The following is a 25,357-nucleotide window of genomic DNA, read 5'->3' on the forward strand; positions in this document are numbered from 1 at the left end:
CGGACATGAAGCTCGTCACCGCGATCATCAAGCCGTTCACCCTCGATGACGTGAAGGCGGCGCTGGAGCAGGTCGGCGTGCTCGGCATGACGGTCAGCGAGGTCCAGGGCTACGGCAGGCAGAAGGGCCACACCGAGGTCTACCGCGGCGCGGAGTACTCGGTCGACTTCGTGCCGAAGATCCGAATCGAGGTCCTCGTCGACGACGCGACCAGCGACAAGGTCATCGACGCGGTCGTCGAAGCGGCCCGCACCGGCAAGATCGGCGACGGCAAGGTCTGGGTCACCCCGGTCGAGACCGTGGTCAGGGTCCGCACCGGAGAGCGCGGCACGGACGCGATCTAGCCAATGAGCACGGGGGACAGGGGCACACCGGAAGGTGCCACCCCGACGGCGGCGGACCTGGTGCTCGCCCGCGACCGGTTGCTCGGTCCGGTCGTGGGGACCAGGTCCGCGAGCCTGTCCGGGCACCGGCTCGCGCCCGCCGCCCTGCGGGAGGCGCTGGCCGACCTGCACGAGTTCTGGCTGACGGCGCACGCCGCGCAGGCGGGGGTCGGCGGTCGCGGCGAGGGCGTCGCGCTGCTGGCGGTCGGCGGCCTCGGCAGGCGCGAGCTGGTCCCGTTCTCCGATCTCGACCTGGTGCTCGTGCACGACGGCCGCAAACCGGTGGACCAGGTCGCCGAGCGGCTCTGGTACCCGCTGTGGAACTCGGGTGTCGGCCTGGACCACTCGGTGCGCACGGTCGGCGAGGCGCTGGAGGTCGCGTCCGCCGACCTGCGCACCGCCATGGGCCTGCTCGACGCCCGACACATGGCGGGCGACGCCGAGATCGCCGTGCGGCTCGCGACAGCCGCACGCGACCAGTGGCGGACCGGGGTGCGCAAGCGCCTCGGCGAGCTGATCGAGTCGGTGCGCCTGCGCTGGCGGCGCGCGGGCGAGGTCGCGCACTGGGTCGAGCCCGATCTCAAGCACGGCCGCGGCGGCCTGCGCGACCTGGCCGTGCTCGACGCGCTCGCGCTGGCGCAACTCATCGACCGGCCCGCCGCCGAGGTCGCCGAGGCGCACACCCTGCTGCTCGACACCCGCACCGAACTGCGCCGCATCGCCGGGCGCCCGCGCGACGTGCTGCGTCCGCAGGACGGCGACGAGATCGCCGCCGCGCTCGGCATGGGCGACCGGTTCACCCTGGCCCGCGCCCTGTCCAGGGCGGGCCGGACCGTCGCCTACGCCATCGACGTCGCGCTGCGCTCCACCGGCGCGGCCACCCCCAGCCGCAAGGTGCTCGGCATGCTGCGCCGTGGCCCCGAGCGCCGTCCGCTCGACGAAGGCGTGGTGCTGCACGGCAGCGAGGTCGCCCTCGCCCGCGACGCCGACCCGGCCAAGGATCCCGGCCTGCTGCTGCGCGTCGCCGCCGCCGCGGGCCGCACCGGTCACCCGATCTCGCCGGTCGTGCTGGCCCGGCTCAGCGAGTGCGCGCCCGAGCCCCGCGCGCCGTGGGCCGCCGAGGTCCGCCAGGACCTGATGGCGCTGCTGGGCGCGGGGGAGGGCCTCACCGATGTGGTGGAGGCGCTCGACCGCACCGGCCTGTGGGCCCGGCTGTTCCCGGAGTGGGGCGCCGTGCGCGACCTGCCGCCACGCGACGCCGCGCACGTCTGGACGGTCGACCGCCACCTGGTGCAGGCCACTGTCAACGCGTCGCGGATGGTCACCTCGGTGTCGCGGCCCGACCTGCTGCTCATCGGCGCGCTGCTGCACGACATCGGCAAGGGCCGCGACCAGGACCACTCGATTGTCGGCGCCGCGCTGGCCACCCAGGTCGGCCACCGGCTCGGACTGTCCAAAGAGGACGTCGACACGCTGTCCGCGATGGTGCGCCACCACCTGCTGCTGCCGCACACCGCCACCCGACGCGACGTGGAGGACGAAAGCACCGTGCGGCGCGTCGTCGAGACCCTCGACGGCGACCCGGTGCTGCTCGAACTGCTGCACGCCCTCACCGAGGCCGACTCCCTCGCCACCGGCCCCGGCGTCTGGACGGACTGGAAGGCCGCGCTCACCAACGACCTCGTCGCTCGGTGCCGCGCGTCGATGGCTGGCGAAGGGCTGCCGCGCCCGGACCCGCTGGACGCCGCCCAGCGCGTCCTCGCGACCTCGGTCGCCGAGTCCGGCCGACCCGACATCCTGGTCGACGGCAACGGCAGGCTCGCGTCGATCACGCTGGTCGCGAAGGACGTCCCCGGCGTGCTCTCGCGCGCCGCCGGGGTGCTGGCGCTCAATTCGCTCGAAGTCCACGCCGCCACGGTCGGCACCCACGCGGGCGTCGCCGTCGGCGTGTTCGCGGTGTCGCCCCGCTTCGGCGCCATGCCCGACACGGCGCTGCTGCGCGAGCAGTTCGTCCGCGCCATGTCAGGATCGCTGCCGCTGGCCGAGAAACTGGCCGCCAAGGAGCGCGACTACGGCGGCCGCGCCGTCGACGCGCCCGAGCCCCGGGTGCTCTGGTTCGACCACGAGGCGGGCGGCCCGAAGTCCGGCGCGGTGGTGCTGGAACTGCGCGCCGCCGACCGCATCGGCCTGCTGCACAGCGTCGCCGACGCCCTGGAGAATTGCGGCGTGGACGTGCTGTGGACGCGGGTGGCGACCATGGGCGGGTCCGCCGTGGACTCGTTCGGCTTCACCGAGGGCACCGCGCCGGATTGGCGGCACACGATCGAGCACGCGGTCCTGCGCGCGAGCCGGTGAGGGACCTCCCCATCGCGGGTTGAGTAGTACTACTCAGGCCCACTCACGGGCCATCACACTGTGCCGAACCACCGCAGGCGGGCAATCTTGGTGTTGTTCCGCCGGGCAGGCGAACCAGGGAGAACCCGCAGGGGACCGCACGTGACTGGGGGTCGAGCGGACACGCGGGGGACGGATCGCCTGCCCGCCGGGACTGATGCCGGGAAGGGGTCCGTCGAGGGGTCGGGCCCCATCCCGGTGATTCACCGCTCAGGAGCACGGCTTGCCACGCGATTCAGCGGCCGGCGCGGCCCGGCCGTGCCTTGGCCGGTTTCCAGCCGGTGGTTGAGCCAGACCGATGGCGGCCCGGTGGTGAATTCGGCGGGGTTGGTGTCGGTTCGGGGTGGTTGAGCCCGGTGGGTGCGTGCCTGGTGGTGCCGACTCGGCGGTGGTTCCGGTGGTTCAGTCTCGTAGGAGCCTGCCCGGCGGTGGTTCCGGTTGATCGTGACTCGGCCTTGCGGTCCATAGCCCCGGGTGACTTGGCACGCCCGTGGCAACGGCCCCGGAGCGGTTCCGGGCACCAGCGATCGATCGAGCGCGGCGGGTCCCCCGCGGCCCCGAGGTGTCAGTCCGAGGTGCCTCAGCCCTCCGGTGCCGCATTCCCCGCCGATTCACGGCTCGGCGTTGGTGGCGTTCTGGCGGCCACCATCGCCGACGAGGCCAGTGCCGCGCCGAGTGCGAGCGTGGTCCATTGGATCGCGTCGAAGGTCTCGATGCCGCCCGCGGTCAGTGCGGCGCCGAGACCCGCCTGGGTGGCCGCCACGACCACGAGCAGTGTCGCGGCGGTGAGGGCACTGCTCGATGCGCGCACTGTCGTCTGCACGGCCACTATCGCGAGCAGCAGCAGTGCGCCGACGCCGAGTACCAGGTTGGTGCCCGGGTCGCCGATTAATCGCGACACGGCCAGGGCATCGGTGGGGGTGAGGGTGGCCAGGCTCAGCGAGAGCGTGCTCTGGTAGGCCGAGTCCACCGACGTGTAGGTCTGCGCCAGCAGGCCCAGCAGCGCGAAACCGCCCGCCGCCAGCACCACCGCGAGCACGGCCTGTCCACTTCGGACTCCCCGAGCCGTTCGCGCACGCAGCGCGACGACGGCCGCGGGTAAGCCGAGCAGCAGCAGCGGCACGATCAGCACCGCCACCGGGCCGGCCGGATCGTCCCGCACCAGCGCACGGCCCGCGGGCCGCAGCAGCGCCCACAGTTGCAGCGCGACCGTGCCCAGCAGCAGGTATGCCCCGGCAGCCGCGACGCCGGGATGTGGGTGTCCGCGCAGCAGCACCACGGTGGCCGCGACCGCCACCACGAGCCCGATGCCGACCGTGAGCGAGAGGTGCTCGTACGGGTCGGCGCGCACGTCCACCGGCCCCACCACCAGCCTTCGCCAGGGCGACGCCAGCGCGAGCGCCACCAACGTGGCCCCGGCCAGCAGCGCACCCGGCACCCCGGGCAGCCGCAAGGCGAGCACCGCCGCGCCCGCCAGCAGCACCAGCGTGACCATGCCCTGGACCCGGTCGTCCCAGCCGAGCACCGGCACGGCCTGCGCGGCGAACGCCACTGTCGCCAAGCCCGCCACGGCGGCGAGCGCCTGCGCCGAGGTCGCCCCGCCCGGTCGCAACCTGCGCGCGAGGCCGTCGGCCCGCCGGCGTAACGAGGGCACCCGCAGCGCGAGCACCGCCCCGACAGCGGCCAGCACCGGCACCGCCGCCAACGCCAGCCGAGGCGCGTCGAGGTCCGGGTTCGGGTCCAGGGTGGCGAGCAGGAAGGCCACCGGCGGCACCATCAGCGCGGCAGCCGCGAGCACGCCACCCGTGGCGTCCCGGCGCAGCACCGCGAGCAGCGCCAGCAGCCCCGCGATGCCCAGCCCCGCGACGATCACCACGACCTGCATGCCCGTGCCCAGCGTGCCCGCCGACTCGGTGCGCACCAGGTCCGCCGCGGTGAGCGAGCCCAGCGGCTGGACGCCCGTGCCGACCGCCGCGGACGCCGACAGCGCGCCCGTCACCGTTCCCAGCACACTCCACGCCGACCCAGCCGTACCCGCCGCCGCAACGACCGCCCCCGCGATGGCGAGGGCCAGCATGGCCAATGTGACCGTCAGCGGCCCCACCTCGGCCAGCACCAGCACGGTCAACGCCACCGTCGGCACGACGAGACCCAGCCCGACGACCCCAGCCCGGATGTCCTTGACCGCCAACCACACCAGGGCGAGCGCGGGCGGCAGATACGTCAGCACCACCAGCGTGGTCGGCGAGGGCGCCGGGTCGGAACCGAACCGCTCGGGGGTGGCCGTGGCGACCAGCAGCGGGCCGGTGAGGTAGGCGCCGAGGAGCACCGCGGCGCCCCCGATCCCGCGCAGCACCCGCGCGCCGATGGCGTCGGCGTACCGGCCGTACGGGCGCGCCGCGACGGCGAACGTCGCCACGCCCAGGCCGATCACCACAAGCAGCAGCGCGAACCGCGCGCCCGTGTTCGGCACGGCGTTGAAGCCCGCGATCACCGCCACACCCAGGACCACCGCCGCCGCGGCGGCCAACCGGCTCGCGCCCACGGCGGACGGCACCGTGACATCGACCTCGGCTTGACTCACTTTGCCACCCCCCAGGGTGTTCGACTTGATCAGGCGCCGAAGCTATCACCGGGGTCCGACAATTGTTCGAGATCGGAGTTGACCTCGACTTTCACGCGTATCGCAGACCCGCCTTGGTGATCACGCCGCCGCGATGTCGAAGTCGCAGTACGCCTCGAACCCGCCCGAGCCGCGGGCCCTCGCGGTCGACCCAACGTCGCCTCGAAGTGTCGTGCCGCGTGACCCGCTGGCTCACCCGGCCCCGCGTCACGTGCGGCCTCGGCCAGCACCAGGAACGTCTCGACGTCGCGCAACTCCACCTGTTCCCCAAGTCCGTCGGCCCAGCTCAGGGCGATGCTGGCCGGTGGAATCCGCGGTCGGGCGGAGCAGGCGGACAGCTCCGAGCGGCCCCGGTTCCCGGGCGACTACCCTCGCTGGTAGCCGCACCGTGGTTCGGGCGGCCGTCCGACGACTGGCTGGAGTGCCGCACCCGTGTTCGACACCCTCTCCGACCGGCTCACCTCGGTCCTGCAGAACCTGCGGGGCAAGGGGCGCCTGACCGAAGCCGACATCGATGCCACCGCGCGCGAGATCCGCATCGCGCTGTTGGAGGCCGACGTCGCGCTGCCTGTCGTGCGCACGTTCATCGCGCGGATCAAGGAGCGCGCCAAGGGCGCCGAGGTCTCCGGCGCGCTGAACCCGGCCCAGCAGGTCGTCAAGATCGTCAACGAGGAGCTCGTCGCCATCCTCGGCGGTGAGACCCGCAGGCTCAACCTCGCCAAGACCCCGCCGAGCGTCATCATGCTCGCCGGTCTGCAGGGTGCGGGCAAGACCACGCTTGCGGGCAAGCTCGCCCGCTGGCTCAAGAATCAGGGGCACGCGCCGCTGCTCGTGGCCTGCGACCTGCAGCGGCCCAACGCGGTCACCCAGCTCCAGGTCGTGGCCGAGCGCGCGGGCGTCGCGGTCTTCGCGCCCGAGCCGGGCAACGGCGTCGGCGACCCGGTCGACGTGGCCAGGCGCAGCGTCGACGAGGCCCGCCGCGCCCAGCACGACATCGTCATCGTCGACACCGCGGGTCGCCTCGGCGTCGACGAGGAGATGATGAGCCAGGCCGTCGACATCAAGGCGGCCATCGGCGCCGACGAGGTCCTGTTCGTGGTCGACGCCATGATGGGCCAGGACGCGGTGGCCACCGCGGAGGCGTTCCGCGACGGTGTCGGCTTCACCGGCGTCGTGCTGACCAAGCTCGACGGCGACGCCCGCGGCGGTGCCGCGCTGTCGGTCCGCGAGGTCACCGGCGCGCCGATCCTGTTCGCCTCCAACGGCGAGAAGGTCGAGGAGTTCGACGCCTTCCACCCTGACCGGATGGCCTCGCGCATCCTCGGCATGGGCGACGTGCTCACCCTCATCGAGCAGGCCGAGCAGCACTTCGACCAGGACCAGGCGGAGAAGGCCGCGGCCAAGATCGGCTCCGGCGAGCTGACCCTGGAGGACTTCCTGGAGCAGATGCTCGCCGTGCGCAAGATGGGCCCGATCGCGAACCTGCTCGGCATGCTGCCCGGCGCAGGCCAGATGAAGGACGCGCTCGCCCAGGTCGACGAGAAGAGCATCGACCGGCTGCAAGCGATCATCCGCGGTATGACCCCGGCCGAGCGCAACGACCCGAAGATCATCAACGCCTCGCGGCGGCTGCGCATCGCCAACGGCTCCGGCGTGGCCGTTCGCGAGGTCAACGACCTGGTGAACCGCTTCTACGAGGCGCGCAAGATGATGCAGCAGATGGCGGGCCGGTTCGGCATGCCGGGCGCCAACCGCGCGAACCAGCGCAAGGTGAAGGGCAAGAAGGGGAAGAAGGCCAAGGGGCGCGGACCCACGCCGCCCCGCGTGCGTGGCGGGATGCCCGGGTTCCCCGCGGGCATGCCGGAACTGCCCGGCATGCCGTCCGCCCCCGGCGGATTGCCCCCGGGCCTCGGCGGACTCGACGGGCTGCCGCCCGGGTTCGACCCGTCGAAGCTGAAGTTCCCCAAGAGCAAGTGACCGCGCTGCACCTGCGGGGCGTGGTCCTGCCCGGCGAGGACGAACGCGACCTCTGGGTGGTCAACGGGCGTATCCGCACCCGCCCGGTCCCCGGCGCGGAAACCGTGCTGGACGGCGGTTTCCTGCTGCCCGGCCTGGTCGACGCGCACTGCCACCTCGGCATCGGCCCGACCGGCGCGGTCGACCTCGACACCGCCGCTGCCCAGGCCGAGACCGACCGTGACGCGGGGGCCCTGCTGATCCGCGACTGCGGCTCGCCGATCGACACCCGGCCCCTGCAGGAGCGGCTCGACCTGCCGCGCCTGGTCCGCGCCGGGCGCCACCTCACCCGGCCTCGGCGCTACATCCCGCACCTGGGCATCGAGGTGGGCGACCCGGAGCTGCTGCCCGCCGCGGTCGCCGAGCAGGTCGAGTACGGCGACGGGTGGGTCAAGCTCGTCGGCGACTGGATCGACCGCGAGCACGGCGACCTCGCCCCGCTCTGGCCCGACGACGTGCTCGCCGAGGCGATCGCCGTGGCGCACGCGGCGGGCGCCCGGGTCACCGCGCACGTGTTCGGCGAGGACGCCCTGCCCGGCCTGGTCGGCGCGGGTATCGACTGCGTCGAGCACGGCACGGGGCTCACCGCGGACACCATTGCCGAGATGGCCCGCCGCGGCACCGCCCTGGTGCCCACGCTGATCAACATCGAGAACTTTCCGCACATCGCCGCGGGCGCGCACAAGTACCCGAAGTACGCCGCGCACATGCTCGACCTGCACGCCCGCGCGGGCGGGATGGTCGCCGACGCCGTCGCGGCAGGCGTGCCGGTGTACGCCGGGACCGACGCGGGCGGCGGCATCGAGCACGGCCGGATCGTCGACGAGATCGCCGCGCTGCACCGCGCGGGCATGACTGTCGAGCAGGCCATAGCCGCGGGCTCCTGGGGCGCGCGCGGGTGGCTCGGCTGGTCCGGCCTGGACGAGGGCGCCGCGGCCGACCTGCTCGCCTTCGACGCCGACCCGCGCGAGAACCTCGACGTGCTGCGGTCGCCTGCCAGGATCGTGCTGCGCGGCAGGGTCGTCGGGTAAACCGTACGGAAGTCCCGTTACGCTCTGCCCCTCGGTTGTCGGACGCGCGGGGAGGCACGATGAGCTCGCTTCCCGATGCCGCCCGGGCGGAGTCGCCGCCCGAGCGCGACCACCGGTGGGGATTCGGCGCGTTTCTGTTCGTATTCGCGGTGTTCGTGCTCTCCGCGGTCGTGATAGGCGCGGTGATCGGCCTGGCCCGGCCCGACTCGGTCGACTCCGTCGCCACGATCCTCATCGGCACTATGGTCCCCACCGGCCTGGCCACCGGCGCCTGCCTACTGGTGACCAAGCTGCGCGGCAACGGCCCGAAGATCGATCTGCGCTGGTCGTACAACCGCGAGGATCTCAAGGTCGGGGTGAAGTTCGGCCTGCTCGGCCTGGTCTGCACCACGGTCGCCGCGGCGGTCTGGACGCGCATCGTCGGCGAGGACAACGCCACTTCCTCGCTCGGCAGGCTCGTCGACGACCAGGCCATGCCGGTGGCCGCCGCGATCACCCTGTTCCTCTACGTGTGGCTCATCGGCCCGCTGTGTGAGGAGATCATCTACCGCGGCCTGCTCTGGGGCGCGCTCGAACGGCTGCAGTGGGGCCGCTGGGCGGTGTTCGGCCTCACCACCGTGATCTTCGCCGTCAGCCACCTCGAACCGCTGCGCACCTCGCTGCTGCTGGTGATCGGCGTCCCGATCGGACTCGCCCGGCTCTACACCGGACGCCTCGGCGCGAGCGTGGTCGCCCACCAGGTCAACAACTTCCTGCCCGCGCTGGCGGTCCTGCTGATCACCCTGGGAGTCATGCAGCCGTGAGCCTCGACCTCAACAGCGACCTCGGCGAGGGCTTCGGGATCTGGCGCCTCGGCGACGACGAGGCGCTGCTGGACGTGGTCACCTCCGCCAACGTCGCCTGCGGCTTCCACGCGGGCGACGCCGCCACGATGCGCGCGGTCTGCGTGGCGGCCGCGGCCAGGGGCGTCGTCGTCGGCGCCCAGGTGTCCTATCGCGACCTCGCGGGCTTCGGGCGCCGGTTCATCGACGTAGACCCAGCCCAGCTTGCCGACGAGGTGCTCTACCAGATCGGCGCTCTCCAGGCGTTCGCCAACGCCGCGGGCACCCGGGTGGCCTACGTGAAGCCGCACGGCGCGCTCTACAACGCCGTCGTGCACCACGACGCGCAGGCCGCCGCGGTGGTCGACGGCGTGCGCGCGTTCGGTGCGCTGCCCGTGCTCGGACTGCCCGGCTCCCGGCTGCTGGCCGCCGTCGAGGCGGCCGGGCTCACCCCGGTGTTCGAGGCGTTCGCCGACCGCGGCTACACACCTCGGGGCACCCTCGTGCCGCGCGGCGAACCCGGCGCGCTGATCACCGACACCGCCGCCGTGGTCGCCCGCGCGGTGCGGCTGGCCGAGCGCGGCGAGCTGGTCGCCGTCGACGGCACCGTGCTGCCGACGCTCGCCCACTCGCTGTGCCTGCACGGCGACACCCCGGGTGCCGTGGATCACGCCCGGGCCGTCCGCGCGGCGCTCGACCAGGCAGGTGTGGAGGTCGTCGCGTTCGCCGGGTGACCCGGGAGTTCGGGTCCGGGAGCGCGTCTGGCAGAATTACCCGCTGTCCGTCATGGCCGGACCCTCTCACCGCGCCAAGACGCCTGAACCTTCGGGCGTGGCGACCTGGCCCCACCTGGTCCGCCCCGTCCAACTCCATCAGTACCGAGAGCTTTGAGGAGCACCCCAACCCGTGGCTGTCAAGATCAAGCTGCAGCGGCTCGGAAAGATCCGTGCGCCGTTCTACCGCATCATCGTCTCCGACGCGCGCACCCGCCGCGACGGCAAGGCGATCGAGACGATCGGCCGCTACAGCCCGAAGGAGGAGCCGAGCCTCATCGAGGTCGACTCCGAGCGGGCCCAGTACTGGCTGGGTGTCGGCGCGCAGCCGACCGACTCGGTGAAGCACCTGTTCGAGGTCACCGGCGACTGGCAGAAGTTCAAGGGCCTGCCGGGCGCCGAGGGCACCCTGCGGGTCAAGGAGCCCAAGCCGTCGAAGCAGGAGCTGTTCGAGGCCGCGCTCAAGGCCGCGGGCGGCGACACCGGCACCGACGCGACCACGCCGAAGAAGAAGGCCGCGCCGAAGAAGACCGAGGCGAAGCCCGCCGAGGCCAAGGCCGCTGAGGCGAAGCCCGCTGAGGCGAAGCCCGCCGACGCCGAGGCCCCGGCTGCCGCGACCACCGAGGCCGCGGCCGAGTGAGTGCCCTCGCCGACGCTCTCGAACACCTGGTGCGCGGCATCGTCGACAACCCGGACGACGTGCAGGTCGAGCTCGTGACGAACCGTCGCGGACGCACGCTCGAAGTGCACGTCAACCCGGAGGACCTCGGCAAGGTCATCGGCCGCGGCGGTCGCACGGCGACCGCGCTGCGGACCGTCATGGCCGGTGTCGGCGGCCGGGGGATCCGGGTCGACGTGGTGGACACCGATCACTGAGCGGACCGCGGGGCAGATGAACGCGGAGCAGAGGGACCCAGTGCGGTTCGTCGCGGTCGGCAGGGTCGCCAAGGCGCACGGCATCACCGGCGAACTCGCCGTGGACGTGCGCACGGACTCGCCAGAGCAGCGCTTCGCGCTCGGCGCGTCCGTGACCGCCCGGCTGCGCGACGGCACGGTCCGCACGCTCACCATCGCAGCCGCCCGGCCCCATTCCGGGCGGCTGCTGGTGCGCTTCGCGGAGATCCCCGACCGTGACGCCGCCGAGCCACTGCGCGGCACGCTGCTGCTCGCCGACCAGGCCGCCCTCCCGCCTGCCGAGGACCCGGACGAGTTCTACGACCACGAGCTCGAAGGTCTCGCCGCCGTCCTGCGCGACGGCACGCGGGTCGGCACGGTCCGCGAGGTCACCCACGGCCTCGGCGGCGAGCTGCTGGTGGTCGACCGCGCGGACGGCGGCGAGCTGTTGGTGCCGTTCGTCCAGGCGATCGTGCCCGAGGTCGACGTCGCCGGCGGCCGGGTCGTCCTCGACCCGCCCGATGGGCTGATCGAGTAGCCGTGCGCATCGACGTCGTCACGATCTTCCCCGAGTACGTGGAACCGCTGCGCGCGGCGCTGCTCGGCCGGGCCATCGACCGCGGCCTGCTCACTCTCGGCGTCCACGACCTGCGCGACTGGACCCACGACGTGCACCGGGCCGTGGACGACAGCCCGTACGGCGGCGGGCCCGGCATGGTCATGAAGCCCGAGGTCTGGGGCGCGGCGCTGGACGAGGTGTGCGCGGGCGACCCGCCGCCCCGGCTGGTGGTGCCCACACCCGCGGGCAGGCCGTTCACCCAGGCCCTCGCGCACATCTACGCCGCCGAACCCCGCCTGGTGTTCGCCTGCGGCCGCTACGAGGGCATCGACCAGCGCGTCATCGACGAGTCGTCTACCCGCATGCGGGTAGACGAGGTCTCCATAGGCGACTACGTGTTGGTCGGCGGCGAGGTGGCGGTCATGGCCATCGTGGAGGCGGTCGCGCGGCTGCTGCCCGGCGTGCTCGGCAACCCGGCGTCCGCCCAGCAGGACTCCTTCTCCGACGGCCTGCTCGAAGGCCCCAGCTACACCCGGCCCGAGGTCTGGCGCGACCACGCCGTGCCCGACGTGCTGCGGTCCGGCAACCACGCCGCGATCACCCGGTGGCGCCGCGACCAGGCCATCGAGCGCACCGCCGCCCGTCGCCCCGACCTGCTCGCCGCGCTGCCGCGGACGGCGTTCGACAAGCACGACCGGGCACTGCTGGCCCGGCTGGGGGCCGATTTCCAGTCCTCTGATCCCATCTGACATACTTTCCGGGTTGACGCGCCTGGTTGGCGCGGCTCACCAAGCCCACTCCCAGGCTGGACTGTTCGGCATCGTGCCGCCCACGGCCGGGAAGATAAATCTCCAAGGACGAGGACGGACTACCGATGAACACCCTGGATGCCCTGGACGCCAAGTCGCTGCGTTCCGACATCCCGGACTTCCGCCCGGGTGACACGCTCAAGGTCCACGTTCGCGTCATCGAGGGCTCCCGCGAGCGAGTCCAGGTGTTCCAGGGTGTGGTCATCCGCCGCCACGGCGGGGGTATCCGCGAGACCTTCACCGTGCGCAAGGTCTCCTTCGGTGTCGGCGTGGAGCGCACCTTCCCGGTGCACACCCCGAACATCGCCCAGATCGAGGTCGCCAAGCGCGGCGACGTCCGCCGGGCCAAGCTGTACTACCTCCGTGAGCTCCGCGGCAAGGCCGCGAAGATCAAGGAGAAGCGCGAGCCCCTGCACGCTTCCTGACGCGGGTAGCACACCGGCTCACGTACGCTGACGTGCGTGGTCGACCGTCCTCCTCACCGCGTGCCGCCTGATGCCGCGGACCCTGTTGGCGACGAGACGGTCGACCACCGGCCCACCGAGCCGATCCCGCGCCGCAAGGTCAACGGGCACCCGGTCAACGGGCAGGCCAACGGTCACCAGGTGAACGGTAGCCCGGTCTTCGGTGCGCAGCGGAAACCCCAGGTCGAGCTCCTTCCGGGGGATGCCGACGGGGAGTCGGCGGACCCCGAGTTCTGGTTCGGCACACCGCTGTCGCCGGATACCCTGCCGCCCCTGACTCCGCCCGACCGCTCGGCGAGCGTCCCGTGTGTGGTGGTCTCACCGCGCGCCACCGAGCCGCCGCCACCGGGTCCCGCCAACCGCACGCCGCTTGCCGACTCGACACGGATGCCGCCCGCCGGTCCCGCGGGCAGGCTGTCAGGCGTCCCGGGGTCGATGCTCCCACCGCACCCCATCACGCAGCCGCGCCCAACCGCGCCCGCGTCACCGGCCAGTCCCGCACGCCCAGCCGATCCGCCCCGGCCGAGCGCCGATAGACCTACCGGCCCCACGACAGCCCCGGCGGCAATGGACGCGCGCCTGCACCCGGCCATCGCCGACGCGGCGGAGACCGAGTCGATCCCGTCGGTCCCGCCGGTCGCGCCCCCGCGCCCGGCCGAACCGGATCGGCCGACGCTTGGCCGAGAAGACCTCACCCAGCCCATCTCGCGCCTCACCATCCCCGCTGTCCCGCTCCCCAAACCGTCCGACGACAACGCGCCCACCGACCTCATCCCGGCGATCGTGGCGCCCGTCAGTCAGCCGAAGGGCCGTCAGGCCAAGGACACCGACGCCGAAGACACCGAGGCAGGCGAACGGCCCAGGCGCGGCAAGCACCGCCGCGCGCCCCGTAAGCAGCCCCTCTGGCGCGAACTGCTCGTCCTCGTCGGCGTCGCCCTCCTGCTCACCTTCCTCATCCAGCACTTCATCGGCCGCGTCTACTCGATCCCGTCCGGCTCGATGGAGCAGACCCTGCACGGCTGCCCGGGCTGCACGGGCGACCGCGTCTTCGTCGACAAGATCGTCTACGACTTCCGCGACCCCGCCCCCGGCGACGTGGTCGTCTTCCAGGGCCCCAACACCTGGACCGAGAACGACGTCAGGACCGACGACCCGGGCAACCCGCTGCTGCGCGGCGCGCGCTACCTGGGCTCGCTCGTCGGCATCGCCCCGCCGGACGAACGCGACTTCGTCAAGCGCGTCATCGCTGTCGGCGGTCAGACAGTCGAGTGTTGCGACGAGCAGAACCGCGTGCTGGTCGACGGCCGCCCGCTCGACGAGCCGTACGTCTACTGGGAGAACGGCGGCCCCGATGAGCGCCAGCAGTTCCAGCGCGTTACCGTGCCCGAGGGCACACTGTGGGTGATGGGCGACAACCGCGCGAATTCCTCCGACTCCCGTTTCCAAGGCGGCGGCGGAGTGCGCGGCGTGGTGCCGCTCGGCAAGGTCATCGGCAAGGCGCGCTACATCGTGCTTCCGCCGTCGCGGTGGCGCGGCGTCGGCGACCACGATCCACAGCAGACACCAGACCTCGCCGCGGCGGCGTGGCAGCAGGGGATTCCGGCGGGCATCGGACTGGCCGCGGCCTGGCCGATGCTGTGGCTAGGACGCCGTCTCGGGAGCGCCATCAGAGTCAGGAAGGCTGAGTAGTTGTCGGACGCACACGGTGCCGTGACAGGGGATGGACGCGGCGCCGAGAATCTCGACGTCGACGATCCGGGCACCCCGGATTCCACGGAACCCGTCAAGGCCAAGAAGAAAAAGCGCCCGCTCTGGGTGGAGCTGCCGATCCTCATCGGGGTCGCTCTCGTGCTGACCTTCGTGATCCAGACGTTCATCGCGCGGGTGTTCGTCATCCCGTCGGAGTCGATGGAGCAGACCCTGCACGGCTGTGCGGGCTGCACCGGCGACCGCGTGCTGGTCGACCGGGTCGTCTACTACTTCCGCGACCCCGAGCCCGGCGACGTCGTGGTCTTCGAGCGCCCCGCGACCTGGGACCAGAACGGATCGGTCAATCGGTCCGGCAACGCGGTCGTTGCCTGGTTCCAGGACATCGGTTCGCAGTTCGGCCTGGCCGAGCCGAGCGAGGACGACGTGGTCAAGCGCGTCATCGCTGTCGGCGGTCAGACAGTCGAGTGCTGCGACGAGCGCAACCGCGTGCTGGTCAACGGCGAACCGCTCGACGAGCCATACTTCGCCAAGGCCACCCCGGACGCCACACAGCAGGAGTTCGGCAAGATCACCGTGCCCGAGGGCATGCTGTTCGTCCTCGGCGACAACCGCAACAACTCCCGCGACTCCCGCAGTCAGGGCGGCGGCGGGGTGAACGGCTTCGTGCCGGTGGACAACGTCATCGGCAAGGCGCGCGCGATCATCCTCCCGCCGTCGCGCTGGCAGGGCGTTGGCGACCACGACCCGCAGGCGCTGTCGGCACCCGCCTGGCAGAGCGGCATCCCGGTGGGTGTGGGCATCGCCGCCGCGTGGCCGACTCTGTGGCTCGGGCGCCGGGTCCGGGGCATGCTGACGCGCGGCCGCCCGACGGCGTCCCGGTAGGCTGCGACGGTGTCCGACCGATCAACTGCCCCGGGTGACGACGACCAGGAGAGCACGGACCGACCCGACGACGACCGCGGACGCACACCGAAGAAGAAGCGCCCATTCTGGGTGGAGTTGCCGATTCTCATCGGCGTCGCCCTGGTGCTCACCTTCGTGATCCAGACGTTCCTGGCGCGCGTGTTCGTCATCCCGTCGGAGTCGATGGAGCAGACCCTGCACGGCTGTCCGGGCTGCACCGGCGACCGGGTGCTTGTCGACAAGGTCGTCTACGTCTTCGGCGACCCGGAGCCGGGCGAGGTCGTGGTGTTCGAGCGGCCCGGCACCTGGAACCGGTCGGAGTTCGTCTCGACCCGGTCGGACAACGCGGTGCTCGGCTGGCTGCAGGGCGTCGGCGCGCTGTTCGGGCTGGCCGCGCCGGACGAGGACGACGTGGTCAAGCGGATCGTCGCTGTCGGCGGTCAGACAGTCGAGTGCTGCGACGAGCGCAACCGGGTGCTGGTCGACGGGAAACCGTTGGATGAGCCCTACATCTACTGGGACCCGGCGCAGGAGCGCCTCCAGCAGGAGTTCGGCGCGATCCGCGTTCCCGACGGCAAGCTGTTCGTGATGGGCGACAACCGCAACAACTCGGGCGATTCCCGCACCCAGGGCGGCGGCGGGGACAACGGTTTCGTGCCGGTCGACAACGTCATCGGCAAGGTCCGGGTCATCGTGCTGCCGCCGTCGCGGTGGCAGGGCGTCGGCGACCACAACCCGCAGGCGTTGTCCGCGCCCGCCTGGCAGACCGGCATCCCGATGGGCGTCGGCATCGCGGCCGCCTGGCCGACGCTGTGGCTCGGCAGGCGCGTGCGCGGCATCCTGCGGGGGAGCGACCGGTGAGCACCGAACTGCTGCGCCCGCCGCGTGCGGTGCTCCGCCGCGACACGGGCAACTGGAGCCTGGAGACCGCGCTGCACCGGCGCGGGCTCGGCCCGGTCGCGGGGGTGGACGAGGCAGGCCGCGGCGCGTGCGCCGGACCGCTGGTCATCGCGTCCTGCGTGCTGCGCCCAGGCGACGCGGGCAGGCTCGACGGCCTCACCGACTCCAAGCTGATGACCGCCGCGAGCCGCGACCGGATGTTCGACCTGGTCAAGGACCGGGCCGTCGACTACGCCGTGGTTGTCGTGCCGACCGCCGAGGTCGACCATCGAGGGGTGCACGCGGCCAACATCGAGGGCATGCGGCGCGCGGTCGCCCGGCTGACCACCCATCCGGGTTACGTCCTGGTGGACGGTTTCCGCGTGCCGGGGCTGACCGCGCCGAGCATGCCGGTGGTCAAGGGCGACCAGGCGGCGGCCTGCGTCGCCGCGGCGTCGGTGCTGGCCAAGGTCACCCGCGACCGGATCATGGCCGAGCTGCACGAAACCCTGCCGCAGTACCGTTTCGACGTGCACAAGGGCTACTGCACCGGCCTGCACACCAGGACGCTGCGCGAGCACGGGCCGAGCCGCGAGCACCGCTGGTCGTTCGTGAACGTGGCCACGGCGGGGCGTGCGCACGGCCTGCGCTCGCCACACCGGGTGGCACTGAGTGTGGCGGCCGCCGCCGTGGTCCAGAATGGTGAACCCCCGCAGTGAGCGGGGACAGGTCACGACCAGGAGGGGCGCGCGGCACATGAGCGCGGAGGATCTCGAAAAGTACGAGACCGAGATGGAGCTGCAGCTCTACCGGGAGTACCGCGACATCGTCGGACAGTTCGCCTACGTGGTGGAGACCGAGCGCCGGTTCTACCTGGCGAACGGGGTCGACGTGCAGGTCCGTGACGCCGACGGCGAGGTCTACTTCGAGGTGCGGATGTCCGATGCCTGGGTGTGGGACATGTACCGGCCTGCCCGGTTCGTCAAGAACGTCCGGGTGATCACGTTCAAGGACGTCAACGTCGAGGAGTTGGACAAACCCGACTTGCGGCTGCCCGAGGACGGCCCCTTCGGCGGCTGACACACCCCACCGACAATTCCGCCCGTTCAAGATCGTCAACCGGCGAGTTGTCCACACACCCCCCAGCCGTCCACAGTTTCGGCAACCCCCTGGCACGCTCCCCGCCCACCCGGCACCGTCGAGATCGACACCCCACGATCCCGACCGGAGCAGCCATGACGGCCCACCTGAAGCTCGGCACCCGCGGCGAAGACGTCGCGGCGCGATACCTGGAAAGCACCGGACTGCGCGTCCTCGACCGCAACTGGCGCTGCCGCCTCGGTGAACTCGACCTCGTCGCCACCGACGGCGACCGCCTCGTCGTGTGCGAGGTGAAGACGCGCACGGACGTGGGTCACGGCACCCCGGCCGAGGCGGTCAGCGACACCAAGGCCGCGCGTATCCGCGTACTCGCCACCCGGTGGCGGGTCGACCGGGGCGTCCGCCCGTGCGAGATCCGGTTCGACATCGTCTCGGTGCTGTGGCCGCCAGGCGGTCCACCGGCGGTTCGACACCTGCCGGGGGCGTTCTGATGGTGCTCGCCCGCGCGTGGTCCGTAGCCCTGTTCGGCGTCGACGGGGTGACCGTCGAGATCGAGGCCGACATCGGCGGCGGCAAACCGAGGACCCAGATCGTCGGTCTGCCCGACGCCTCGCTCAACGAGGCCAAGGACCGGGTCCGCGCCGCTGTCCGCAACAGCGGCCTGCAGTGGCCCGACCAGGCCGTCACCCTCGGCCTGTCGCCCGCCGCCTTGCCCAAGGGCGGTTCCGGCTACGACCTGGCGCTCGCCACGTCGGTGCTGGTCGCCGACAAGAAAGCACCGCCCGACGCCCTCGCCGACACGGTCCTGCTGGGCGAACTGGCCCTCGACGGTCGCCTCCGCACCGTCAAGGGTGTCCTGCCCTGCCTGCTCGCCGCCCGCCGCTTCGGCCTCCGCCGCGCGATCGTCCCCGTCTGCTCCCTGGCCGAGGCGTCCTTGGTAGGCGGCATGGAGATATACGGCGCGTCATGCCTGAACGACGTCCTCAGTTGGCTGCGTGGCACTGAGGACAACTTGTCCCGTCCTGAGCCGATTGTCCCCGTCGTCGGAGACCCACCACCGGACCTCGGGGACGTCCTCGGGCAGCCGGAGGCCCGCTGGGCGCTGGAGGTGGCCGCCGCGGGTGGGCACCACTTGCTGCTGGCGGGCCCGCCCGGCACCGGCAAGACCATGCTCGCCAAACGTCTCCCGGGGCTGCTGCCGCCCCTGCCGCCGGAACACGCCCTGGAGGTGACCGCCATCCACTCGGTCGCGGGCGACCTCGCCACCGAGTCCCCGCTGATCACCGTCCCGCCCTTCGTCGCCCCACACCACACCACGTCGGTCCCGGCCCTGGTCGGCGGCGGCGTCGGCCTCGCCAAACCCGGCGCGATCAGCAAAGCCCACCGCGGGGTGCTCTTTCTCGATGAAGCCTGCGAATTCGCCCCCAACCGCCTGGAAGCCCTGCGCACCGCTTTGGAGGAAGGCGAGATCCGCCTGGCCCGCCGCGACGGCGTGGTCCGCTATCCGGCGCGGTTCCAGCTCGTCCTCGCCACCAACCCGTGCCCGTGCGCCCCGCCCCGCGAGTCCGACTGCAGTTGCCCGCCGAATACCCGCCGCCGCTACCTGGCCCGACTCTCCGGCCCCCTCCTGGACCGCGTCGACCTCCAGGTCCGCATGCGCCCCATCACCGCCATGTCAACCCACCTGGCCGACGCGCTCCCCGAACCCACCGCCACCGTCCGAGCCCGCGTCGAAGAAGCCCGCCGCCGCGCCGTCCACCGCTGGTCCACCCACGGTTGGCAGACCAACGCGGAGGCGCCCGGCCCCAGCCTCCGCCGCAACTTCGCCCTCCCCCGCGAAGCCACCACCCTCTTGGACCGCGGCCTGACCATCGGCGCCGTAACCGCCCGCGGTGCCGATCGCTGCCTCCGCGTCGCTTGGACCTTGGCAGACCTCGCCGCCGTCCCGAAACCCACCGCCGACCACGTGGCGGCCGCCCTCGAATTCCGAGACCGCCGAGCCACTTGACCCCGCTCTTTCTCATCCCCAACGCCCAATCCCGCCCGTCGTTCCGCCCGCCCACTAACCCACCCGCCATCGCCCGCCCACCCGCCATCGCCCGCCCGCCGACTCACCGCCCGCCCGACCACTAACCCGCCGCCATCGACCGCCCGCTCGCCGACTCACCGCCCGCCGACGATCTGCCTTCTCCGCCCGTGTCCGCCTATTTCTCTTGCGAGTGACCAACTTCTTGCCTGTCAACCGCTGTCTTGCCAATCGCCTGCCCGCCAATCGCGTGCCCTCCGCCCGCCCGCCACCGCCTGCCCGCCGACTTGATCTTCGCCGACCCAACGGACTGCCGCTCCCGTCGACTGCCCGCTCCAACCAAACCGCTCCGCCCGCTCTGTCCACCGTTCGCCGACCTGCCCCGCCCACCGACCCACCGACCCACCGACCCACCCGAACCATCCGCCCACCGACCCACCCGCCAATCGACCTGTTCCGTCCACCGACCTGCTCCGGTCCTGCTCATAGGAGTTCCACATGATCAAGCGTTTCGACTCCCTATCTCAACCCACGTCGACCCACGCATCCGTGTCACCCGGACCGAGCGGAACATCGCCGAGTCCCGCGCCGACAGCGCCGCCGTCCCTCACCTGGTCTCCGACAGCACCAGTTCGCGCGGCGGCGGCCGCTCGGCATGGGCGTGATCTCACCGCCACCGCAGGCACCCGGCAGCGGTTTCGACAATCGCGCTGCCCTCGTGCGGGCCGAACGGCCTGTTGGCGGCGGCGATGACGACTCTCGACGCCGTCCGGTTGGCCCGCGCGTACCTACTCCGTGTCGCCGAGCCGCCCGCTGCGGGGCTCGCGGCGTTCATCGACGCGCATGGGCCTGTTGGCGCTGCCAAGCTGGTTCGTGCGGGGGACGTGCCCGACCGGGTTCGGCACGAGACGTCGGCTCGGCGGGAAGTGGATCTCGCGGAGGCCGACATGGCCGCCGGTGCGGCGGTTGGTGCCCGGCTGGTCATTCCCGAGGACGAGCAGTGGCCCGGCTGGCCGTTGCTCGCCCTGCACAACGCGTGCGGGCGTGGGCTCACCTGGGCCGCGCCGCCGATCGGGCTGTGGGTGCGCGGGCCCGCCCTGCTCGACGACGCCCTGCAGCGGTCGGTGTCCGTCATCGGCGCCCGGGCGGCCACTCCGTACGGCGAACATGTCGCGTCCGAGTTCGGCTACGGGCTCGCCGAGGCGGGCGTCACCGTGGTGTCCGGCGCCGCCCACGGCATCGACGGCGCGGCTCATCGCGGCGCCCTCGCCGCTCAGGGGCGGACGTTGGCAGTGCTGGGCTGCGGTGTTGACGTCAACTATCCGGCGTCGCACAGTCGGCTGCTCGATCGAATCGCCAAGGAAGGCGCGGTGATCAGCGAGTACCCACCGGGTACCGCACCGGCCAAACACCGATTCCTGGTGCGCAACCGCATCATCGCGTCCCTCGGCGAGGGCACCGTCGTGGTCGAGGCGGGTGTGCGCAGCGGCGCTCGGAACACCGCGACCACGGCCGCGACGCTCGGCAAGATCGTTCTCGCCGTCCCCGGGCCGATCGGCTCGGCGATGTCCCTCGGCTGCCATGAACTGCTGCGCATCGGCGCGGCCACGGTCGCCTGCTCGGTCCCCGAGATCCTGGAGGCGGTAGGCCCGATCGGTGCCGACCTCGCCCCGCCCCGCGACTCGCCGAAGCGTCCGACCGACGGCCTCGGCGACCAGGCGTTGCGCGTCCACGAGGCGCTGAACTCGCGAAAGGGGACCAGTCCTGAGCATGTGGCGGCGGAGTCCGGCGTGCCACTCGACCGGGTCCGGGCGCTGCTGCCCGAACTCGACCTGACCGGCCTCGCCGTTCGGGGAGAGGAGGGCTGGCACAGAGCCCGACAATGATTCGCGTGGCGATGCTTGACCTCGGCGGCCGAGTGCCGCAGCGTCTTGGGTGTGCCGCACGCTTCCGCTCGAACCGCACGGGTCGACCTCCACCGGGTCCGCGCCGCGCTGCCCGAGCAGACCCGCACCGTCCTGACCGACTACGAACGCCACCTTGCCCTGGAACGCGGGTTGTCCGCGCACACGGTCCGCGCCTACGTGGGTGATGTGGTGTCCCTGCTCGGGTTCGCGTACGGACTCCCGGGCCTGTTTCCGGGAGCCGACCCGGACGCGGGCTCGGCCGCTCCAGTCGCGCGCAGGGGAGTCCACGCGGCCACCCGCGGCACCGGGCTGACCGACATGGGGTCGGCAGGCACGGGGTTGGGCGGGGCTGGGCTGGAAGGGGCTGGGCTGGACCTTGCGGCGCTGCGGGCGTGGTTGGCGGCGCAGCGTGCGGCCGGGGCGGGGCGGACCACGCTGGCCCGGCGTTCGGCCGCGGTGCGGACGTTCACGGCGTGGGCGCATCGGCGTGGCCACCTCCACGTGGACCCGGGGCTTCGCCTGGCCGCACCTCGGCGCCAGCGGACGCTGCCGTCGGTGTTGCGGCAGGATCAGGCAGGCGAGCTGATGCGGGTGTCGGCCGCGGGCGCCACCCAGCAGGACCCGGTGGCGCTGCGCGACCACGCGCTGCTGGAAGTGCTCTACGCCACGGGCATCCGGGTCTCCGAACTGTGTGGGCTCGACGTCGACGAGGTCGACTTCGCGGCTCGGGTGGTGCGGGTTCTCGGCAAGGGCGCGAAGGAACGCACGGTGCCCTTCGGCGTGCCCGCCGGTGCGGCGCTGCGCGCGTGGTTGGATCGCGGCAGGCCCGCGCTCGCCCGGGACGATTCGCCGCCCGCGGTGTGGCTGGGCGCGCGGGGCGGACGGCTCCAGCCCACGGGGGTCCGCCGTATCGTGCACGACGCGCTGGGTGCGGTGCCGGGGGCGCCGGACATGGGCCCGCACGGCCTTCGTCACTCTGCGGCAACACACCTGCTCGAAGGGGGTGCTGACCTTCGTAGCGTCCAGGAGTTACTCGGTCACGCTACGCTCTCGACGACGCAGCTCTACACTCACGTGACCGTCGAACGGCTGAAGGCGATCCATGACCGCACCCATCCCCGTTCCCGCTGACGCTGGGGAAGGTTCTCGGACACCGGCGGAGCCGTCCCCGGGACCGACGAACCACGTGAACGGCCACCCCGCCCCGTATGGGGCAGGCCAGCCGTCCGGTGTGCTGCCCGGGGACAACCGCACCGCCGACGATGTCGAGGCGGGCATCGTCGCGCTCTGGCGAAGATTCGGCGAGCAGCGCGAGCAGCTCCTGCGGGACCGACTCGTGCTGCACTACGCGCCGCTGGTCAAGTACGTGGCAGGCCGGGTCGGCACCGGGTTGCCCGCGCACGTGGACGTGTCGGACCTGATCCAGTCGGGCATCTTCGGGCTGGTCGACGCGATCGAGAAGTTCGAGCCGGAGCGCGGGCTGAAGTTCGAGACCTACGCCATGCAGCGCATCCGCGGTGCCATCCTCGATGACTTACGCGCCCAGGACTGGGTGCCGCGCACCGTCCGGGGCCGGGCCCGCGAGGTCGAACGCGGTATCGAACGGCTCGGCGCCAAGCTGCAGCGCACCCCGACCGACGGCGAACTGGCCGACGAGCTCGGCCTGTCCCTCAACGAACTCCGCGACCTCTACGCGCAGCTCCAGCTCACCAGCGTGGTCGCCCTCGACGAACTCGCCGCCGCAGGCCGCGGCGCCACCTCGCTGGCCGACACCCTTGAGGACGAGGCCGCCGAGGATCCGGTCGCCCTCCTGGTCGACCAGGACAACCGCAGGCAGCTCGCCCAGGCCATCGGGCTGCTGGTGGAGCGCGACCGGGTCGTGGTCACCCTGTACTACTTCGAGAACCTCACCCTCGCCGAGATCGGCCGCGTCCTGGGGGTCACGGAATCCCGGGTGTGCCAGTTGCACACCCGCGCCGTCCTGCGCTTGCGCGCCAAACTGGTCGAGACCGTCGAGGTCTGACCGCTGCCGTCATGGCTCGCTCTCGATCGGGAGCAGGCGGACACGAAGCGCGCGGACGAGGGTCAGCGGGTCCAGGTACTCCTTGTCTCGACGCAGTCCCCAGTGCAGACACGCCTGCGCGGCCGCGCAACCCGGGTGACCCGCGGCGAGCAGGCCGATCCGGTCGCCTCGGCGGACACGTTGGCCGGTGGTCACCATGGGGATGACGGGTTCGTAGGTGGTGCGCAGGTCGGGGTCGTGGTCGAGGGAGACCACGCCGCGGTCCACCAAGTGGCCGGCGAAGACGACCACGCCGTCGGCCGCGGCGTAGACGGGGTCGCCAGGGGCGCCCGCCAGGTCGACGCCGCGGTGGCCGGGGCCGTACGGGGTCGCCGGCGCCTGGAAGGGCCGGACGACCTGGTGCGGTGGTGGCAGCGGCCAGGAGAAGCGGTCATGCGGACGCAACTCCTGATCGACCGGTTGGATCACGTGCGCACGGTCCGCGGGCGCCCGCGCCCAGGCCGGGTGGGCAGGGTCGGCCCGCGCCGGGTGTGCTGGGTTGGCGAATGGTGCGGGCGTCGTCGGGTGCGCTGAATGCGCGGATTCGGCCCATGCCGAGGGTGGGTGCGACGTCCGCGCCGGGGGTGCGGGGTCGGCCCAGGCCAGTGGTGCCGCGACCGCCCAGGTCAGGGCGGCCGCGATGGCCGCGAGGAACCACCTCGACGGGAGTATGTGCTGGTCAGTGAGCATGGGTCCATCGTGTCGGGCGATGGGGGAGTGCGCAGGCATCGGTTGGGATCTGTGGATGAATCGGGGGCATGTGGATGAACGGTGGCCTCGATTCCGATCCGACCCGGCCCCGGCGTACACTTTCGTCCGCGTCCCGTGGCGACATGGGACGACTTCGCGTGCCAGTGCGCGTCCGCGGCTCCCTCTCGTCGAGCGAGTGCCGCGGCACCTGACGCCCGGCGGTCTCGGTGGTGGTGTTTCACCAGCGGGTTCGGGCGCCTGCACGGCACCAGGGCGGTGGGCCTCCGGCCTGCCGCGACAACCGATGACGCGTGCCGGACCCCGATCGCCCGGCGCGCCCGAAAGAAGAGGTGCGAACCCGGCCATGGCCGTCGTCACCATGAAGCAACTGCTGGACTCCGGCGTGCACTTCGGGCACCAGACCCGCCGCTGGAACCCGAAGATGAAGCGCTACATCCTCACCGACCGCAACGGTATCTACATCATCGACCTGCGGCAGACGCTGACCTACATCGACAGCGCCTACGAGTTCGTCAAGGAGACGGTCGCGCACGGCGGCTCGATCCTGTTCGTCGGCACCAAGAAGCAGGCGCAGGAGGCCATCGCCAACGAGGCGCTGCGCGTCGGCATGCCCTATGTGAACCAGCGCTGGCTGGGAGGCATGCTCACCAACTTCACCACCGTGCACAAGCGGCTCCAGCGGCTCAAGGAACTGGAGTCGATGGAGCAGACCGGCGGCTTCCAGGGTCTCACCAAGAAAGAGATCCTGATGCTCACCCGCGAGAAGGACAAGCTCGACCGCACCCTCGGCGGTATCCGCGACATGGCGAAGGTCCCCAGCGCCATCTGGATCGTGGACACCAAGAAGGAGCACATCGCCGTCGGCGAGGCGCGCAAGCTGCACATCCCGATCGTGGCGATCCTCGACACCAACTGCGACCCGGACGAGGTCGACTACCCGATCCCGGGCAACGACGACGCGATCCGCTCCGCCGCGCTGCTGACCAAGGTGGTGGCCGAGGCCGCCGCCGCCGGTCTGATCGCCCGGTCGGGTGCGCGCAACGGCTCCGACAAGCCCGAGGTGGGCACGAACAGCGAGCCGCTGGCCGAGTGGGAGAAGGAGTTGCTCGTCGGCGCCGAGACCGTGGCGGCCGACGGCGAGCAGGCCGTCGCCGCTGTCGAGGCCGCGACCGAGACTCCGGCCGAGTCCTGATCTTCGGCCTCGCGGTGGGGGGGGGCGCCGCCGCCCAGGGCCCCCGAGCAGCCCCCACCCCCCACCACCCAACACAACACCGACAACAAAACAAACACC

24 protein-coding genes are annotated in these 25,357 nt (G+C 72.1%); 22 read left to right on the forward strand and 2 right to left on the reverse strand.

Annotation, left to right across the window (positions count from 1 at the left end):
* Positions 1 to 5: 5 nt before the first annotated feature.
* Both ACT4N7_RS24220 and ACT4N7_RS24225 read left to right on the forward strand, forming a co-directional pair.
* Positions 6 to 344, forward strand: a complete 339-nt coding sequence (locus tag ACT4N7_RS24220; protein ID WP_444831134.1) for a P-II family nitrogen regulator — start codon at positions 6 to 8, stop codon at positions 342 to 344.
* Between the two features lie 3 nt (positions 345 to 347).
* Entirely contained in the window at positions 348 to 2,738 is a 2,391-nt protein-coding gene (locus ACT4N7_RS24225; protein ID WP_444831135.1) for a [protein-PII] uridylyltransferase, read from the forward strand.
* Positions 2,739 to 3,357: 619 nt separating this feature from the next.
* On the opposite strand, the gene ACT4N7_RS24230 is transcribed toward ACT4N7_RS24225, so the two are convergent.
* A complete protein-coding gene (locus ACT4N7_RS24230) occupies positions 3,358 to 5,361 on the reverse strand; it encodes a hypothetical protein (RefSeq protein ID WP_444831136.1) in 2,004 nt (667 codons plus the stop codon).
* Between the two features lie 471 nt (positions 5,362 to 5,832).
* Between ACT4N7_RS24230 and ffh the strand changes: the two genes are divergently transcribed.
* The 19 genes from ffh to ACT4N7_RS24325 all read left to right on the forward strand — a co-directional run bounded on the left by ffh (position 5,833) and on the right by ACT4N7_RS24325 (position 23,316).
* Positions 5,833 to 7,377, forward strand: a complete 1,545-nt coding sequence (gene ffh, locus ACT4N7_RS24235) for a signal recognition particle protein (protein WP_444831137.1) — start codon at positions 5,833 to 5,835, stop codon at positions 7,375 to 7,377.
* Positions 7,374 to 8,447 carry an amidohydrolase family protein gene (locus ACT4N7_RS24240; protein ID WP_444831138.1) on the forward strand — a complete coding sequence of 358 codons (1,074 nt, stop codon included), beginning with the start codon at positions 7,374 to 7,376 and terminating at the stop codon, positions 8,445 to 8,447. Before ffh ends, ACT4N7_RS24240 begins: the two co-directional genes overlap by 4 nt.
* Before the next feature lie 59 nt (positions 8,448 to 8,506).
* Positions 8,507 to 9,250: a lysostaphin resistance A-like protein gene (locus ACT4N7_RS24245; RefSeq protein WP_444831139.1), complete on the forward strand. Its 744-nt coding sequence runs from the start codon at positions 8,507 to 8,509 to the stop codon at positions 9,248 to 9,250.
* The gene (locus tag ACT4N7_RS24250) at positions 9,247 to 10,002 is read left to right on the forward strand and encodes a LamB/YcsF family protein (RefSeq protein ID WP_444831140.1); all 756 of its coding nucleotides are present in this window, start codon (positions 9,247 to 9,249) and stop codon (positions 10,000 to 10,002) included. Before ACT4N7_RS24245 ends, ACT4N7_RS24250 begins: the two co-directional genes overlap by 4 nt.
* A gap of 172 nt (positions 10,003 to 10,174) precedes the next feature.
* Positions 10,175 to 10,681 carry a 30S ribosomal protein S16 gene (gene rpsP, locus ACT4N7_RS24255; protein WP_444831141.1) on the forward strand — a complete coding sequence of 169 codons (507 nt, stop codon included), beginning with the start codon at positions 10,175 to 10,177 and terminating at the stop codon, positions 10,679 to 10,681.
* Positions 10,678 to 10,917: an RNA-binding protein gene (locus tag ACT4N7_RS24260; RefSeq protein WP_035280809.1), complete on the forward strand. Its 240-nt coding sequence runs from the start codon at positions 10,678 to 10,680 to the stop codon at positions 10,915 to 10,917. Before rpsP ends, ACT4N7_RS24260 begins: the two co-directional genes overlap by 4 nt.
* Positions 10,918 to 10,933: 16 nt before the next feature.
* Positions 10,934 to 11,473: a ribosome maturation factor RimM gene (gene rimM, locus ACT4N7_RS24265; protein ID WP_444831142.1), complete on the forward strand. Its 540-nt coding sequence runs from the start codon at positions 10,934 to 10,936 to the stop codon at positions 11,471 to 11,473.
* Positions 11,474 to 11,475: 2 nt separating this feature from the next.
* Positions 11,476 to 12,243 (forward strand): tRNA (guanosine(37)-N1)-methyltransferase TrmD, encoded by a 768-nt coding sequence (gene trmD, locus ACT4N7_RS24270; RefSeq protein ID WP_444831143.1) that lies wholly within the window; start codon positions 11,476 to 11,478, stop codon positions 12,241 to 12,243.
* A 125-nt stretch (positions 12,244 to 12,368) separates the two neighbouring features.
* Complete coding sequence (rplS, locus tag ACT4N7_RS24275) at positions 12,369 to 12,728, forward strand: 50S ribosomal protein L19 (protein WP_444831144.1); 360 nt, start codon at positions 12,369 to 12,371, stop codon at positions 12,726 to 12,728.
* Positions 12,729 to 13,547: 819 nt separating this feature from the next.
* Positions 13,548 to 14,456 carry a signal peptidase I gene (gene lepB / locus ACT4N7_RS24280; RefSeq protein ID WP_444831158.1) on the forward strand — a complete coding sequence of 303 codons (909 nt, stop codon included), beginning with the start codon at positions 13,548 to 13,550 and terminating at the stop codon, positions 14,454 to 14,456.
* Between the two features lie 21 nt (positions 14,457 to 14,477).
* Positions 14,478 to 15,359: a signal peptidase I gene (lepB, locus tag ACT4N7_RS24285; RefSeq protein ID WP_444831145.1), complete on the forward strand. Its 882-nt coding sequence runs from the start codon at positions 14,478 to 14,480 to the stop codon at positions 15,357 to 15,359.
* 9 nt (positions 15,360 to 15,368) lie between these two features.
* Positions 15,369 to 16,241 carry a signal peptidase I gene (gene lepB, locus ACT4N7_RS24290; RefSeq protein ID WP_444831146.1) on the forward strand — a complete coding sequence of 291 codons (873 nt, stop codon included), beginning with the start codon at positions 15,369 to 15,371 and terminating at the stop codon, positions 16,239 to 16,241.
* On the forward strand, positions 16,238 to 16,978 hold the full coding sequence (locus ACT4N7_RS24295; RefSeq protein WP_444831147.1) for a ribonuclease HII: 741 nt from the start codon (positions 16,238 to 16,240) through the stop codon (positions 16,976 to 16,978). Before lepB (ACT4N7_RS24290) ends, ACT4N7_RS24295 begins: the two co-directional genes overlap by 4 nt.
* A gap of 37 nt (positions 16,979 to 17,015) precedes the next feature.
* Positions 17,016 to 17,339 (forward strand): DUF2469 domain-containing protein, encoded by a 324-nt coding sequence (locus ACT4N7_RS24300; RefSeq protein WP_075976606.1) that lies wholly within the window; start codon positions 17,016 to 17,018, stop codon positions 17,337 to 17,339.
* A gap of 155 nt (positions 17,340 to 17,494) precedes the next feature.
* A complete protein-coding gene (locus tag ACT4N7_RS24305) occupies positions 17,495 to 17,851 on the forward strand; it encodes a YraN family protein (RefSeq protein WP_444831148.1) in 357 nt (118 codons plus the stop codon).
* On the forward strand, positions 17,851 to 19,368 hold the full coding sequence (locus ACT4N7_RS24310; protein WP_444831149.1) for a YifB family Mg chelatase-like AAA ATPase: 1,518 nt from the start codon (positions 17,851 to 17,853) through the stop codon (positions 19,366 to 19,368). The genes ACT4N7_RS24305 and ACT4N7_RS24310 overlap by 1 nt, the downstream gene beginning before the upstream one ends.
* 767 nt (positions 19,369 to 20,135) lie before the next feature.
* The gene (dprA, locus tag ACT4N7_RS24315; RefSeq protein ID WP_444831150.1) at positions 20,136 to 21,272 is read left to right on the forward strand and encodes a DNA-processing protein DprA; all 1,137 of its coding nucleotides are present in this window, start codon (positions 20,136 to 20,138) and stop codon (positions 21,270 to 21,272) included.
* A 51-nt stretch (positions 21,273 to 21,323) separates the two neighbouring features.
* On the forward strand, positions 21,324 to 22,424 hold the full coding sequence (locus tag ACT4N7_RS24320; RefSeq protein WP_444831151.1) for a tyrosine recombinase XerC: 1,101 nt from the start codon (positions 21,324 to 21,326) through the stop codon (positions 22,422 to 22,424).
* Positions 22,396 to 23,316 (forward strand): FliA/WhiG family RNA polymerase sigma factor, encoded by a 921-nt coding sequence (locus ACT4N7_RS24325; RefSeq protein ID WP_444831152.1) that lies wholly within the window; start codon positions 22,396 to 22,398, stop codon positions 23,314 to 23,316. The genes ACT4N7_RS24320 and ACT4N7_RS24325 overlap by 29 nt, the downstream gene beginning before the upstream one ends.
* Positions 23,317 to 23,325: 9 nt before the next feature.
* Here the strand turns inward: ACT4N7_RS24325 and ACT4N7_RS24330 are convergent, their stop codons facing one another.
* The gene (locus tag ACT4N7_RS24330) at positions 23,326 to 23,784 is read right to left on the reverse strand and encodes a M23 family metallopeptidase (protein ID WP_444831153.1); all 459 of its coding nucleotides are present in this window, start codon (positions 23,782 to 23,784) and stop codon (positions 23,326 to 23,328) included.
* 625 nt (positions 23,785 to 24,409) lie between these two features.
* Here ACT4N7_RS24330 and rpsB point away from each other — a divergent pair.
* The gene (rpsB, locus tag ACT4N7_RS24335; protein WP_444831154.1) at positions 24,410 to 25,258 is read left to right on the forward strand and encodes a 30S ribosomal protein S2; all 849 of its coding nucleotides are present in this window, start codon (positions 24,410 to 24,412) and stop codon (positions 25,256 to 25,258) included.
* Positions 25,259 to 25,357: the final 99 nt, after the last annotated feature.

The sequence above is a fragment of the Actinokineospora sp. genome, assembly GCF_052390155.1.
Classification (GTDB): Bacteria; Actinomycetota; Actinomycetes; order Mycobacteriales; family Pseudonocardiaceae; genus Actinokineospora.

Excerpts from the sequence above, each read along its gene's own strand:
- ACT4N7_RS24220 (WP_444831134.1), top strand. The coding sequence starts at position 6 with ATGAAGCTCGTCACCGCGATCATCAAGCCGTTCACCCTCGATGACGTG.
- ACT4N7_RS24225 (WP_444831135.1), top strand. The coding sequence starts at position 348 with ATGAGCACGGGGGACAGGGGCACACCGGAAGGTGCCACCCCGACGGCG.
- ACT4N7_RS24245 (WP_444831139.1), top strand. The coding sequence starts at position 8,507 with ATGAGCTCGCTTCCCGATGCCGCCCGGGCGGAGTCGCCGCCCGAGCGC.
- rimM (WP_444831142.1), top strand. The coding sequence starts at position 10,934 with ATGAACGCGGAGCAGAGGGACCCAGTGCGGTTCGTCGCGGTCGGCAGG.
- rplS (WP_444831144.1), top strand. The coding sequence starts at position 12,369 with ATGAACACCCTGGATGCCCTGGACGCCAAGTCGCTGCGTTCCGACATC.
- ACT4N7_RS24300 (WP_075976606.1), top strand. The coding sequence starts at position 17,016 with ATGAGCGCGGAGGATCTCGAAAAGTACGAGACCGAGATGGAGCTGCAG.
- ACT4N7_RS24305 (WP_444831148.1), top strand. The coding sequence starts at position 17,495 with ATGACGGCCCACCTGAAGCTCGGCACCCGCGGCGAAGACGTCGCGGCG.
- ACT4N7_RS24310 (WP_444831149.1), top strand. The coding sequence starts at position 17,851 with ATGGTGCTCGCCCGCGCGTGGTCCGTAGCCCTGTTCGGCGTCGACGGG.
- dprA (WP_444831150.1), top strand. The coding sequence starts at position 20,136 with ATGACGACTCTCGACGCCGTCCGGTTGGCCCGCGCGTACCTACTCCGT.
- ACT4N7_RS24325 (WP_444831152.1), top strand. The coding sequence starts at position 22,396 with ATGACCGCACCCATCCCCGTTCCCGCTGACGCTGGGGAAGGTTCTCGG.
- rpsB (WP_444831154.1), top strand. The coding sequence starts at position 24,410 with ATGGCCGTCGTCACCATGAAGCAACTGCTGGACTCCGGCGTGCACTTC.